The organism is Pseudomonas sp. Pseusp49 (genome assembly GCF_059491875.1).
Window position 1 is genome coordinate 3,655,147 of record NZ_CP168514.1, and the last position, 15,036, is coordinate 3,670,182.

Below are 15,036 nucleotides of genomic sequence, written 5' to 3' on the forward strand. Positions count from 1 at the left end.
CGTAGCGCCCTGGTTGCCGAAGGTACTTGCGGGTCATGGTTCCTGCCGATGTTGTCTTGCAACTCGCGCTGCCAAGCATGTCTGCTTCCTGGCCATCGATGACGGCCAAAGGAACGGAAGTTGATCCCATCGCGGAGGCAACATGGAGTTTTCGACAGATCTGTCCAAGTACCGTCATGGCGCCTGCCTGTTCTCGATCTGGTTATGTGCGAACTGGTCCCAACCCGCCTACGCCGCCTGCACACTCACCCCTACCGCCGGCGACGACAACTTCGTCTGCGACAGCGGCACCAGCGCGCCGTTGACCGACTTGTCGGGCAATAACACCCTGACCTTCCCCGCCAATGGCACCGGCAGTATCAACGGCAACGTGACCTTCGGGGCCGGCGCCGACGCTGTGAGAATAGCCTCAGGTATCGTGGCCGGTGCCGTGGATCTGGGCGACGGGGCGGACAGTTTTATGATCAGCGCCGGTCAAGTCAGCGGCGCGGTCAGCCAAGGCAATGGCATCGATGACTTCATCATGTCCGGTGGAACCATTAAGTCCCTGGCCCAAGGGGACGGCCGCGATACCTTCCTGATGACTGGCGGCACCATCCTTGGCGCCTTCGAAGATGGCGACGTGACCAGGATGACCGGCGGTACCATCGGCCGCGTCGACATGAAACTCGATAACAATATCTTCGATATGTCCGGTGGGCTGATCCTCGGCAATCTGGTGACCGGTTTGGGCATCGATAGGATCATCTTCTCCGGGGGGCGTATCGGCGGCAACATCAGTGTCAGCAACGGCAACGACAGCATCACCGTTACCGGCGGAGAAATCGTCGGCGAGATTCGCGCCGGCAACGGTGATGACACGCTGGTGTGGGACGGCGGCGGGATCATCCGCTCGCAAGTCCTGCTGGAGGCAGGCAACGACCGCGCCACTTTGCGCAATCTGACCGAAAGCACCCTCGCCCTGACCCCGAGTCTCAATGGCGGTAGTGGCAATGACTTGCTGACCTTCGATCACACCACCTCATCGGGCGCTGCCCGGTATATCAATTGGGAAACCCTCAATCTGGTCAAGGGCTCGCGCTTGGATCTCGATGGCAATCTTCAATTGGGGGACAGCACCACGGGCACCGGCGTGTTCAACATCGACGGCAGCAGCGTGCTCACGTCAACCCAGGGCAGCATCACCTCTTCGACCGCGGGCCGCCTCGCCACCTTGAACAACAGCGGGGTCATCGACCTTGCCGGCGGTAACTCGCGTACCAACGACACCTTGACGGTTGAAGGCAATTACGTGGGTAACGGCGGCCAGTTGCTCCTGCAAAGCGCAGTGGGCGATGACAGCTCCTCCAGCGACAAGCTGGTGGTCAACAACGGAACGCTGACCGGCAGCACCCTGATCAGCGTCACCAACGTTGGCGGCGCGGGTGCCCTGACCCGGCAAAACGGCATCCAGCTGGTTCAGGCCCAAGGCACGGCGGTCAGCGACAACACCGCGTTCGCCCTCAAAGCCCCGGTGTCGGTTGGCGCCTTCGATTACCGCCTGTTCAAAGGCGGCATCACACCGGGCAGCGAAAACAGTTGGTATTTGCGCTCCTCGGTGGTGGCGCCGCCCGTGGTTGCCGTCGCCAATCCTGATCCCGCTTTGCCGCCGACGCTGGAGCCCATCGTGGCAGTGCCGGTCGCCGCGCCCGTGGTCGTGGCAACAGGGGTACAAGGATCTGAAGGCGTCGTGACGCTCAAAGCTCTTGCGTTACCGGCCGCCGTACCCGGCGCAGAACCTATCCCTCTGTATCGCGAGGCAGTGCCTGCCTGGTCGGTGGTGCCGCCGGCTGCAGCACAATTGACCCTGACAGCACTGGGTACTTTCCATGACCGTCAGGGCGATCAGAGTCTGCTGACGGAAACCGGAGCCCTGGGCGCAGGTTGGGGCCGGGTCTACGGCAAGAACCTCGAGCAGACCTGGGCCGGTACCGTCACGCCAAGGCTGGACGGCTCGCTCAATGGCTTCCAGGTCGGCAATGACCTGTTCAGTTCGCAACTGGCGGGTGGGCAAACCCAGCGCAGCGGTTTCTTCATCGGCCACAGTCGCCTGCAAGGTGATGTTGATGGTTTCAATCAGGGCTTCGAAGGCAAACGCTCCGGAAACGTCGAGTTGAAAGGCGACAGCCTTGGCGTTTACTGGACTCTCACCGATCCCGCCGGTGCCTATTTCGATGCCGTGGCCATGTACACCTGGCTCAATGGCGACAACCGTTCCGAAAGTGGCCTGAAGATCGACAATGACGGCCACGTAACGACGTTATCGGCAGAAGTCGGATACCCGATTACCGTGGCAGGCGACTGGGTGTTCGAACCCCAGGCCCAGGCGATATATCAGAAGGTCAAACTCGACAGCCAGGACGACGGCATCTCCCATGTCTCGTTCGATTCCGACAGTGCCTGGACCGGTCGCGTCGGCGCTCGCCTGAAGGGTCGCTACGAAGTCAGTGGACGGCCACTGGAGCCCTATCTGCGGGCCAATATCTGGCACACCTTCACCGGTACCGATACGGTCACCTTTGACCATGTCGATCAGGTCGAAACCCAACAACGAACCTCGTCCGCCGACCTCGGAATTGGCATGGTACTGAGCGTTGCCACCTCGGTCAGTGTCTACGCAGGACTTGACTACACCAGCAATATCGACAGCAACCAACAACGGGGAACGTTCGGTAACGTGGGGATTCGAGTCAGGTGGTGAGGAATTGAAACCGCTCTATCCCGAGGTTTTTGACGATTGCTCGAATAAACAAGAACCTGGAAACACACCATTGAACAGGCCCTTTTTAAACCATTACCACTGATCGGCCATCTTCTTGACTCGACTGTTTCGGTCTTCTTGACTTCAGGTTACTACCCCCGAAAACACTACCAGGACCCGCCGCGGGCTCCCGTAAAAACGGGCAGCCCGTGACGCCGCCTAATCCATTCGGTCGCCCCTCATTCGGGGTAGGAGAGACGCCAGAACGAGATACCGCATGCGACTGCAAGGTAGACCTCCATGAAAACTTCACTCACTTCACAAGAGATCAAAGTCACTTTTTGCACTGTATCGAGTTCACTTCTGCTGTGTTCCTCCATTGAATTGCTCGCCGCCACTGCCGAGCAGGAAACAACGCCGTGGTATCGCCAGGACATCCCGGCTATCGGTCTGACAACCCTTGCAGCAACCTGGCCCGGTCAATTCAGCGCTCATCCCGATCTGCGCAGTTCCAGCCTGACCACCGAAGACGCCGCGCCCACGGCCTGGGACCAACTCTACGGCCAGCCCTCTCGCCAGACACAAGCCGATTACCTTTCCCAGGGTCTGGCCGTTCCCGGCACCCACGAACTCAAAGGCCCGGCGATCCTCACCCTGCAAAGTGCCGGCGGCCATACGCAAAGGGTTGGCCTGGTCGGCGGCACGAGTCAGTACTCGCTCAACAACAAGGGCGCGCAGATCACCCCGGCCATGTCCGATCCCAACCGTGACGCGCTCAACCTCCGGGGGCAAAGCCTCGGCGCCTATTGGAGCCTGACCGGTCCACAAGGCTGGCACGTCGACCTGACCGCCAGCGGTGGCCGGGTCAACGGCTTCAGCCGCAACGAACAAGGGACCCGAAGGGCCACCGAAGGCAGCGCGATGACGCTGTCGGTGGAAGGCGGGTTCCCTATCGGTCTGGGTGAAAACTGGGTGATTGAACCCCAGGCGCAATTGATCAATCAGCGCATCACCCTGGACACCCCGTATGCCGGGTCGGGCAACGCGTCTTCCAGTGACCTGACTTCGTGGAGCGGTCGGGTCGGTGCGCACTTGAAAGGCAGTTACGACATCAGCGGGATGCCGGTCGAACCCTACGTGCGGACCAACTTGTGGCACACGGTGTACACCGGCAATACCGTGACCCTCGATCAGGTCGACAAGATCAGCAGCAGCCGCAAGTCCTCGACCGTCGAACTGGGCCTGGGTCTGGTCGCCAGAGTCACCCCGACCGTGAGCCTGTACGTCAGCGCCGACTACAGCAGCGACGTGGACGACAATGATTTGAATGGTTTGATTGGCAGCCTGGGTGTGCGGATGCGCTGGTAAAAACTGGTATTTCTTACAGTATCCACGGCATTGACGGCGATGCATTGTAATGGGCAAGTCACCCTGATCGAGGCCGGCACGGATGTCTGTGGACCATGCGCATCACGGCACGCCCACCCTTGCGGTGTCAGACGCGCGCGGGTTGGCGGTCAGGGCCGTTCAATACCACCGGCGGCAAGCGGTCGATCCGGTTGACGTGCGCGTCACGCATCAACGCTTCGATGCCGCCGGGCGCCCAGTGGCCAGTCGTGATCCGTATCTGTTTGCCCTGGCGCAGAACGATGCGTCGGTGCCGGTCAATCTCAGCCAGGTGTTCAGTTTGTCCGGCGCGCCGTTGGCCAGTGACAGCCTCGACGCCGGGTGGCAGGTCGCGTTGCAAGGTGCTGCCGGGCAAATCGTGGAGCGCTGGGACGGTCGTGGAAGCCGCACGCTGACTGAGTTCGATGCACTGTTGCGCCCCGTGGCGGTGCGAGAGCGTGGCGGTGAGAGCGCTGAACACGTGATTGAGCGTTTTTCCTATGCAGATGCCAGTGCCGAGTCCGCCACTCATAACCTCTGCGGCCAGCTGATCCGCCATGACGATCCGGCTGGCACGCTGCACCTGAAGGAGTTGGGGCTCGGCGGCGCGGTGCTGCAACAGATTCGACACTTTTTGCGCGATGCCGACACACCGGATTGGCCGGCGAGCGAAGCCGCCCGCGACGCCCTGCTCGAAACCGGCGATGGCGCCACCACGTCCCATGTCTACTCGCCAGGCGCCGACCCCCTCCAGCAAACGGATGCGTTGGGCAACCGCCAGCGCTTTGCCTACACCGTCGCCGGCCAATTGAAAGACACTCGATTGACCCTGGTCGGTGAGGACGAGATCACGCTGGTCAGCGCTCTCCATTACAACGCCTCCGGCCAGATCGAGTCGGAAACCGCCGGCAACCGCGCCATCACCCGCCATCGCTACGACCTCGCGGACGGACGCCTGACTGGCTTGAGCGCGCACAAAGCCGATGGCACGCCCCTTCACGACTTGTGCTACCGCTACGACGCCAGCGGTAACGTGCTAAGCCTCGAAGACGCCGCCCAACCGATTCGCTACTTCAACAACCAGCGCATCGAACCGCTCAAGACCTACCGCTACGACACCCTCGGTCAACTGATCGAAGCCCGCGGCTGGGAAGCCAAAACCGGCCACGGCGGCCCCGCCCTGCCCGACCTGCACCCCCGCCCCCCGACCCCAGCCAGGTCGCCAACTACACCCAGACCTACCACTACGACGCCGGCGGCAACTTGCTGAACCTGGTACACGTCGGCGCCCAGCCCCACGGCCGCCTTTTGACTCGCGCCCAATACAGCAACCGCTGCCTGCCCGAGCGCAACGGCCGGCCACCGACTGAAGCGGAAATCGCTGCCGGCTTCGATGCCAATGGCAACCTGCAGGAACTGCAAGCTGGCCAGTCGATGGACTGGGACTTGCGTAATCAACTGACCGTCGTGCGTCCGGTGATCCGTGAAAGCGCGGAGGATGACTACGAACGCTATGTCTACGACGGCGGCGGCCAACGCATGCGCAAGCTCCGCGCGAACCAGACCAACGCCCGCACACTGATCAGCGAAGTACGCTACCTGCCCGGCGTGGAGATCCGTAGTCATGGCGGTACCGGTGAAATCCTTCATGTGATCACCGCCAGCGCGGGTAGCAACAGCGTGCAGGTGTTGCATTGGGTCGCCGGACAGCCCAAGGACATCGCCAACAATCAAGTGCGCTACAGCTTCAACGACCACTTGCAATCCAGCGTCCTGGAACTGGACCAGAACGCTGACCTGATCAGCCAGGAATGGTATTACCCGTTTGGTGGTACAGCGTGTTTTGCTGCCCGCTCGGACACCGAAGCCAAGTACAAGACGGTGCGTTACTCGGGCAAGGAGCGGGATGCGACGGGGCTTTATTATTATGGGTTCAGGTATTACGCGCCGTGGTTGCAGCGGTGGATTAATCCGGATCCGGCGGGGTATGTGGATGGGATGAATTTGTATGCGATGGTGAGCAACAGACCCATCAATCTTGGAGATCTGGAAGGGTATGCAGGGGTAGAACTAACAACTGCTGAGATTAGCCGTATAACAACCACCATCAAACGAGACATGGGCGACCTTTCTCAAGAGGATGTCCTTGATGTTGTTAATCAGTACTTGAAGGGAAAAGGTGCTGACCCAAAACAGTACGCTGGTACGATCATGTCAGGACTGGGCTTTGCAGCAACCGCTACAACCGAAGCGCCACAGATAAGAAAAATGGCATCCACCCCATCCAAAAAAAACATTCCCACCCCAAAAAATAAATACGATATAAAAACATTTATCGCGCTATACACAACAACCCACGGATCAGACACGATCAATAATGCAATGAGAAAAGGATCAAAAATAGAAATAGATGAAACAACGGTAATACGCGAAATACGGGTTCGACATGAAAAGCTATTTGAAGGACGCAGCGGGATAGCATTAAAAAAACACATCAAAATAGCGGCTAGTGTCTTCGATTTAGACGATGCCAAAAGTGTAAGCCACCAAATATATCATCAAGAAATACAAAACTGCGAACTTATTTTCGAGGAGGCAGATTAACCGACGCGGCATTGAATGCTTACGAAGCAGCCAAAGAAAGTGGCACCGTACTACATTCCATGAGTTTTCTCTCAGTATCCCTCGATCAATCAGTTGCCGAAGAATTCAGATCCAACTTAGAAGGTGGCATCTTTAAAATAAAAGGCTTTAGCGCCGCAAGTATGAACGGCGCAACTTCTGCATCGGCAGTAAAAGGATCTGTATTTACACCACACGCAGACTTTGATGTTATAGAAGTTGATAAGGCAAACCGAATTATCCATCTTCACGAAAAACGGGGGTATACAGGTCCCAGAAGTCCGTTGCCGCATTAAGGATTCAGGAAAACAAAGGCAACTACCAGCTGAGTTTGAGGTTGCAGGATTTCCCCGCAATATAGAATCTCCCACAGGATCACATGGAACCTGTGGGAGCGAGCCTGCTCGCGAAGGCAGCGATGCGGTCCCGGATCACCCCTCCGGCCGCAACATCAACACCGCCAACGGCGGCAAATTCAACACCAACGACAACGCCTGCCCATGACTCGGCGTTTCCTCGGCCATCGCACCACCGCTATTGCCGTAATTGGACCCCGCATAGATAGACGAGTCGCTGTTGAGCACCTCATTCCACTGCCCCGCAAACGGCACCCCAACCCGATAAGCCTCACGCGGCACCGGCGTAAAGTTCGCCACCACCAGCACAGGCCGGCCATCCTTGCTCCAGCGCAGCCACGCATAAACGCTGTTGATCGCGTCATCACCGATCAGCCACTGGAAACCCTGCGGCACATCGTCCTGCTCATGCAGCGCCGGTTCTTCGCGGTACAGGCGATTGAGGTCGCCGACCAGTTTCTGTACCCCCTTGTGCTCGGAGTACTGCAGCAAGTACCAGTCCAGTTGCTGATCGTGGTTCCACTCGCGCCATTGACCGAATTCACAGCCCATGAACAGCAGCTTCTTGCCCGGATGCGCCCACATGAAACTCAGGTAGGCCCGCAGGTTGGCGAATTTCTGCCAGCGGTCGCCGGGCATTTTGTCGATCAGCGAGTGTTTGCCGTGTACCACTTCGTCGTGGGAGATCGGCAGGATGAAGCGCTCGGACCAGGCGTACACCAGGCCAAAACTCAGCTCGTTGTGGTGATGGGCGCGGTACACCGGGTCCTGCTGGATGTAATGCAGCGAATCGTGCATCCAGCCCATGTTCCATTTGTACGCAAAGCCCAGACCGCCCTGTTGGGTGCCCTGGCTGACGCCCGGCCATGCGGTGGACTCCTCGGCGATCACCAGCGCACCGGGTGCTTCCAGGGCGACCACATCGTTGAGGTGGCGCAGGAAGTCGATGGCTTCCAGGTTCTCGCGCCCGCCGTGGCGGTTCGGCACCCATTCGCCGGCCTTGCGCGAGTAGTCGCGGTACAGCATCGAGGCCACGGCATCGACCCGCAGGCCATCGACATGGAAATGCTTGAGCCAGTGCAGCGCCGACGCCAGCATGTAGCCGTGCACTTCGGTGCGCCCCAGGTTGTAGATCAGCGTGTCCCAATCCTGGTGGAAGCCTTCCTGCGGATTGCCGTACTCGTACAGCGCCGTGCCGTCGAACTGGGCCAGGCCGTGGGTATCGGTCGGGAAATGCGCCGGCACCCAGTCGAGAATCACCCCGATGCCGGCCTGGTGGCAGGCGTTGACGAACGCGGCGAACTGGTCCGGCGTGCCATAACGCGCACTCGGCGCGAATTGCGACAGCAACTGATAACCCCACGAACCGCCGAACGGGTGCTCCATGATCGGCATCAGTTCGATGTGGGTGAAGCCCAGGTCTTTGACATAGGGAATCAGTCGCTCGGTCAGTTCCGGCCAGGTGTACTGGCGGGCCACTTCACCCAGGTCGTCCAGCTCGCATTGCCACGAACCGGCGTGCAACTCGTAGATCGACAAGGGCGCCGTCACCCGCTGGTGGTCGCCACGGGACAGCATCCAGTCCTGATCCTGCCAGTCTATTTTCAGCGGCGAGGCGACTTTCGAGGCGGTGTCCGGCGGCAGACTGGTGGCCAGCGCCATCGGGTCGGCCTTCAGCGGCAGGATGCCGTGGGCACCGAGAATTTCGTACTTGTAGGCGTCCCCTGCTTGCAGACGCGGGATGAACAACTCCCAGACCCCGGTGGGATGCCGCAGGCGCATCGGATGGCGGCGCCCGTCCCAGACGTTGAAATCACCGACCACCGACACCCGTCGGGCATTGGGCGCCCACACCGCGAAACGCACACCGTCGACGCCGTCCACGGTCTTGAGCTGGGCACCGAGGCACGCACTGAGGTCGCGGTGATTGCCTTCGGCAAACAGGTACAAATCCATGTCGCCCAGCAACGGGCCGAAGCTGTAAGGGTCTTCGGCCGTCTGCTCGCCGCCGGCCCAACGGGTGCGCAGCAGATACGCTTGCGCGCGGTCGAAATGCCCGACAAACAACCCCGGCGTCTCTGTGGCTTGAAGACTCCCAAGCGCTTCGCCGGAGTCCCTGGCCAGGACTTCTACACTCAGGGCGCCCGGCAGATAGGCGCGGATGAACTGTCCACCGGCACCATCACCGTGGGGGCCAAGTATGGCAAAGGGATCGATATGCTCGGCACGCACCAAGGCATCGATATCCCGTGCGCCGGGCAGCAGCGCTTCTTTGTGATGACCCTGTTCCTTGTTCGAGACACTCATGACTACTCTCCACCAAGATCGGAAAAGGGTTTAAGCCCACTCAATAATCCATATAAACCGTGCAACGGCACGGGCAACCAGGTGGGGCGATTTTCCGCCTCATAGGCCACTTCATACGCCGCCTTCTCCAGACCGAACAACGCCAGCGCAGCGTCCTCGCCTTCGGGATCTTGCCATGCATGGGCAAGACTAGCTGCCGCCAGCCGATAGGCGTCGACAAATGCTGTTCGCGCTTCACTCAAGTAGCGCTCGGTGACCCGCACACGCGCGGCATCGGCCGCCGCCGTGTTATCGACGTTGTGCACGTTGATCGCCATTGCCGCCGCATAGTCGAAGGAACGCAGCACGCCACTGACATCCTTGTACGGGCTGTGTTTGCCCCGACGTTCATGCAAGGGCCGCGCCGGTTCCCCCTCGAAGTCGATCAAGTACGCATCGCCCTTGATCACCAGCACCTGGCCCAGATGCAGGTCGCCATGCACACGAATGCGCAAGCCGCCCGCAGTCTTTTTACCCAACGCTTGTACATGTCCGAGAATGGCTTTTTTGTTGTCCAGTAAATGGCTGACCAGGGTCTGGTCCGCCGGGCTCAGTTGATGTTGATGCTGCTTGAGCAAGTTCAGCGCGTGCTCGATTTGCGTTGCGACATCCCTGGCCGAGGCCAGCGCGTCCTTCTGCGTGGTGACCTGCGGCAAGAAGTCCGGGTTGGCACTGGGCGCCGCCAACACCTGATGCATTTCCCCCAGGCGCCGGCCCAGCATACCGGCGAAATCTTTCAGTTCGCCTAGCGCGTTGTAGTGTTGCTCCTGCTCGGACATGGCGTCGGCCAGTTCATCGCGCAGCGCCCGTTCGAGGTTGTTTTGCGTCCATTCCCAGGCATCGCCCTGATTGTTCAGGTAGCCCTGGGCGATCATCAGCAGGTTGTCTTCACCCGCCCCGTCCCGGCGCACCACGGCCCCCAGCAGTGGCGAGATATTGCTGAACCCGGCTGCGGTCAGACAGGCGCTCATTTCCAGTTCAGGATGCACGCCGCTGGCGACCTTGCGGATCAGCTTGAGCACCATGCTGTTGCCGATCACCACCGAGCTGTTGGACTGTTCCGCCGACAGGTAGCGCACCGGCGACTCGGCATTGAGACCGAGTTTTTCCAGTTCGGGGGTGGACTCGAAGCGAATATCGCCATCGCTGCAGGCCAATACGGTACCGGCCTGAATCCCTTGCAATACCGCATGCACAAAGGTCTCCAGGCTGAAGGCATCGGTGATCAGGCCGACCTGGCGTCCGCGCCGTACCCGCGACAGCGCCAGTTGCTGCGGCAACGGCGTACCGACCTGATCCTCGGAGATAAAGCCGAACGGCAACTGATAGCGACTGCTCTGGCCACCGCTGGTGACATTGATCTCACTGAACAGCACCGGATGTTGCGCATCGCCGAAGCGCACACCGTAGGCCAGATCGACCTGCTCGATGGCGGCATCCTTGCCGGCGAACCAGCGACGATTCTGCAACCAGCTGGGCAGGATGCTCTGCTCAAGGGTATGGCGTGACGGCGCTTCGAGCAGTTCTTCCATGCGTTTTTTCAGCACCAGCGTGGTGAAGTCCGGCAGGCTCTGTGCGGGCTCCACATGCCAGCTGGGCATCTGGTTTTCCGCGGCGAGGCCGAACCAGTAAAAGCCGTAGGGCGCGAGGGTCAGGAGGAAATTCAACTGGCCGATGGGCGGGAAGGCGTTACCCCCGAGCATCTCCACCGGCACCATGCCGACGTAGGCCGATAAATCGAGCTCGGCGGCCTGGGCACTGCGCGACACGTTGGCCACGCACAGGATGACTTCGTGTCTGCCGTCCGCCCCGGTGTATTCGCGGGTGTAGGCCAGGATCCGCCGGTTGCTCGGCGACAGCATCTTCAATGTACCGCGCCCGAAGGCCTTGGACTGCTTGCGCACAGCGAGCATGCGCCGGGTCCAGTTCAACAGCGAATGCGGGTCGCCGGCCTGGGTTTCGACGTTGACCGACAAGTAGCCGTATTGCGGATCCATGATCGGCGGCAGCACCAGGCTGGCCGGATCGGCGCGGGAGAAACCGCCGTTGCGGTCGATGGACCATTGCATCGGCGTGCGCACGCCATCGCGGTCGCCGAGGTAGATGTTGTCGCCCATGCCGATCTCGTCGCCGTAATACAGGGTCGGCGTGCCGGGCATCGACAGCAGCAGGCTGTTGAGCAGTTCGACCCGGCGTCGGTCACGCTCCACCAGCGGCGCCAGGCGCCGGCGAATCCCCAGGTTGATCCGCGCGCGACGGTCGGCGGCGTAGTAATTCCACAGGTAATCGCGTTCCTTGTCGGTGACCATCTCCAGGGTCAGCTCATCGTGGTTGCGCAGGAAGATCGCCCATTGGCAGTTGGCGGGGATATCCGGGGTCTGGCGCAGAATGTCGGTGATCGGGAAGCGATCTTCCTGGGCCAGCGCCATGTACATGCGCGGCATCAACGGGAAGTGAAAGGCCATGTGGCATTCGTCGCCGTTCAGGCCTTTCTTGTCGGTGTCGCCGAAGTACAACTGGGTGTCCTCCGGCCACTGATTGGCCTCCGCCAGCAGCATGCGGTCGGGGTAATTGGCGTCGATTTCGGCGCGGATCTGTTTCAGGACATCGTGGGTTTCCGGCAGGTTTTCGTTGTTGGTGCCGTCGCGCTCGATCAGGTAGGGAATCGCATCCAGGCGCAAGCCGTCGATGCCCATGTCGAGCCAGTAACGCATCACCGACAGCACCGCTTTCATGACCTGCGGGTTATCGAAATTCAGGTCCGGCTGGTGGGAGTAGAAACGGTGCCAGAAGTATTGGCCGGCGACCGGGTCCCAGGTCCAGTTGGACTTTTCGGTGTCGAGGAAAATGATGCGGGTGCCGTCGTATTTCTGATCGTCGTCGGACCACACGTAGAAGTCCCGCGCCGCCGACCCGGGTTTGGCCTTGCGTGCGCGCTGGAACCAGGGGTGCTGGTCGGAGGTGTGGTTGATGACCAGTTCGGTGATCACCCGCAGGCCGCGTTTGTGTGCCTCGGCAATGAATCGCCGGGCATCGGCCATGGTCCCGTAGTCACTGTGCACGCCGCGGTATTCGGCTATGTCATAACCGTCGTCGCGCCGTGGCGAAGGATAGAAGGGCAACAGCCAGATGGTGTTGACGCCCAAGTCGGCAATGTAGTCGAGCTTGGCGATGAGGCCGGGAAAGTCGCCGATCCCGTCGTTGTTGGAGTCGAAATACGATTTGACGTGTACTTGATAGATCACCGCATCCTTGTACCAGAGCGGGTCCTTGATGAACGTGGCTGCCTTGGGTTTCTTCGCCATGTGAAACTCCTGGTGAATTCATAAAGGCCGCTCTCAGACGCCCCCTGTAGGAGCTGCCGAAGGCTGCGATCTTTTGATCTTCACTTTCTTTAAAGCAAAAGATCGCAGCCTTCGGCAGCTCCTACAGGGGGCGGCGCATTCAAGAGGCGGTAATGCGCCAGATCCCGAACGGCTGGTACGCCGGGTCGATCCGCATGAACTGATGTTTGCCATGCCAGCTCCAGCGATGGCCATTCATCAGGTCTTCGCCCTGGGTGCTGGCGTCGTCAGGCAAACCCATTTCCCACAGCGGCAACTCGAAATTCGCCTCCTGCACGTTGTGCGGATCGAGGCTGACCGCCACCAGAATAAAGTTGCTGCCATCAAAGCTGCGTTTGCCGAAGTACAGGATGTTGTCGTTCCAGGCGTTGTAGACCTTCAGGCCCAGATGCGTGTGCAGCGCCGGGTTCTGCCGACGGATGCGGTTGAGCTGGGCAATCTCGGCAATGATGTTGCCCGGCGCGTTGAAGTCCCTGGGGCGGATCTCGTACTTCTCGGAGTCGAGGTACTCCTCCTTGCCCGGCACCGGTGCAGACTCGCACAACTCGAACCCCGAATACATGCCCCACAGGCCTGAGCCCATGGTCGCCAGCACGGCGCGGATGAGGAACCCGGGGCGCCCGGATTCATGCAGGAACGCCGGGTTGATGTCCGGTGTATTGACGAAAAAATTCGGCCGGTAACACTCGCGCCACGGCGATTCGTTGAGTTCGGTGAAGTAGGACGCCAGTTCGGCCTTGGTGTTGCGCCAGGTGAAATAGGTGTAGCTCTGGGAATAACCGACCTTGCCCAGGCGCGCCATCATTGCCGGGGTAGTAAAGGCTTCGGCCAGGAAGATCACTTCGGGGTACAGCGCCCGTACATCGGCGATCAGCCATTGCCAGAACGGCAGCGGCTTTGTGTGCGGGTTATCGACGCGAAAGATCTTCACACCCTCCTCGACCCAGCCCACCACGATGTCGCGCAGCTCCACCCACAGGCTCGGAATCGCCTCGGGGGCATAGAAGTCGACGTTGACGATGTCCTGGTATTTCTTCGGCGGGTTCTCCGCATATTTGATCGAGCCGTCGGGCCGCCAGTTGAACCAGCCGGGGTGCTGCTTGAGCCATGGGTGGTCCTGGGAGCACTGGATGGCGAAGTCGAGGGCGATTTCCAGGCCGTGGGCCGCAGCGGCCGACACCAGTCGCCGGAAGTCTTCGCGAGTCCCCAACTGCTTGTGAATCGCTTCGTGGCCGCCCTCCTCGCTACCGATCGCATAGGGACTGCCCGGATCATCGGGGCCTGCCGTCAGTGAGTTGTTCGGGCCTTTGCGGTAGCTGCGTCCGATCGGGTGGATCGGCGGGAAATACAGCACATCGAAGCCCATGTCCTGAATCATCGCCAGCCGCGAATGCACGTCGTTGAAAGTACCGTGGCGTTCCGGACTGTCGGTGATCGAACGCGGGAACAACTCATACCAACTGGCGAACTGCGCCAGCTCGCGCTCCACATCCACCGGGTACTCCGGGCTTAGGCTCAGGTAGGCACGATGATCGACGCGGGCCATGAGGTCGGCGCTACGCGGGTGCAAAAACAGTGCGACCTGCTCGGTTTCGAGCAGTCCTGCCAGTTCATGGTGCAATGCCGCCAATTGCTCGCTGAGTTGCCCCTCACTGCGCTCGGCGGCTTGCTGCACCTGGATCCGCCCTTCCTGCAATTCGAGGCTGACGGGCACCGCTGCCATATGCTTCTTTTCAAGTTCGTAGCGAAAACTGGCGAACTGGTCGATCCAGGCTTCGATACAGAACAGATAACGGCCCTGACTGTTCACCCGGAACTGCCCCTGCCAGCCGTTGTTGCCCAGATCGTGCATGACCGCGCTTTGCCAGACGTCCTCGTCCTCGGCCCGCCAGCGTACGCGCACCGCCAGCTTGTCATGCCCGTCGGCAAAGACCTTGGCCGTCACCACCACATCCTGGCCCACCACCGCCTTGACCGCGAACTGCCCGCCTTCAAGGGTCGGCATGATGTTTTCTATGACAATGCGCGGCAGCAACAGCGCCTGCGCCAGCGGCATGTGCGGGTTGTAGCTCAACTCAGTCGGTTTTTCAGCCGTCATCGAGCCTCTCTCCTTACGCCCCATGGACGCGCTTGTGTCTGTTCGCTACCCCAACGGGCCATCCGCCCCGGGATGTACTCACTTAGGTTCCGAGCGATGGCTGGCGGGAAAAGTTCATCGGCAATTTGCGGAATCAAATCGTTC

At 60.3% G+C, this 15,036-nt stretch carries 8 protein-coding genes; 5 read left to right on the forward strand and 3 right to left on the reverse strand.

From position 1 onward, the window contains the following. The first annotated feature begins 142 nt into the window (after nt 1-142). The 5 genes from ACEN83_RS16360 (at nt 143) to ACEN83_RS16380 (ending at nt 7,044) form a co-directional block, all read left to right on the forward strand. A complete protein-coding gene (locus ACEN83_RS16360; RefSeq protein WP_495577728.1) occupies nt 143-2,740 on the forward strand; it encodes an autotransporter family protein in 2,598 nt (865 codons plus the stop codon). A 300-nt stretch (nt 2,741-3,040) separates the two neighbouring features. Beyond that, complete coding sequence (locus ACEN83_RS16365) at nt 3,041-4,108, forward strand: autotransporter domain-containing protein (protein ID WP_495577729.1); 1,068 nt, start codon at nt 3,041-3,043, stop codon at nt 4,106-4,108. An 82-nt stretch (nt 4,109-4,190) separates the two neighbouring features. Then, nucleotides 4,191-5,396, forward strand: coding sequence for an RHS repeat domain-containing protein (locus tag ACEN83_RS16370; protein ID WP_495577730.1), 1,206 nt, complete (start codon nt 4,191-4,193; stop codon nt 5,394-5,396). Then, on the forward strand, nt 5,390-6,730 hold the full coding sequence (locus ACEN83_RS16375; RefSeq protein WP_495577731.1) for an RHS repeat-associated core domain-containing protein: 1,341 nt from the start codon (nt 5,390-5,392) through the stop codon (nt 6,728-6,730). Before ACEN83_RS16370 ends, ACEN83_RS16375 begins: the two co-directional genes overlap by 7 nt. A gap of 11 nt (nt 6,731-6,741) precedes the next feature. Then, nucleotides 6,742-7,044 carry a hypothetical protein gene (locus tag ACEN83_RS16380; RefSeq protein ID WP_495577732.1) on the forward strand — a complete coding sequence of 101 codons (303 nt, stop codon included), beginning with the start codon at nt 6,742-6,744 and terminating at the stop codon, nt 7,042-7,044. 135 nt (nt 7,045-7,179) lie between these two features. Here ACEN83_RS16380 and glgB read toward each other — a convergent pair whose 3' ends face one another. From glgB to ACEN83_RS16395, 3 genes are all read right to left on the reverse strand, one after another. Continuing rightward, the gene (gene glgB / locus ACEN83_RS16385) at nt 7,180-9,411 is read right to left on the reverse strand and encodes a 1,4-alpha-glucan branching protein GlgB (protein ID WP_429393747.1); all 2,232 of its coding nucleotides are present in this window, start codon (nt 9,409-9,411) and stop codon (nt 7,180-7,182) included. Nucleotides 9,412-9,413: 2 nt separating this feature from the next. Further along, on the reverse strand, nt 9,414-12,755 hold the full coding sequence (treS, locus tag ACEN83_RS16390; protein ID WP_495577733.1) for a maltose alpha-D-glucosyltransferase: 3,342 nt from the start codon (nt 12,753-12,755) through the stop codon (nt 9,414-9,416). Nucleotides 12,756-12,894: 139 nt separating this feature from the next. Then, a complete protein-coding gene (locus ACEN83_RS16395; protein WP_495577734.1) occupies nt 12,895-14,892 on the reverse strand; it encodes an alpha-1,4-glucan--maltose-1-phosphate maltosyltransferase in 1,998 nt (665 codons plus the stop codon). Between the last annotated feature and the right edge of the window lie 144 nt (nt 14,893-15,036).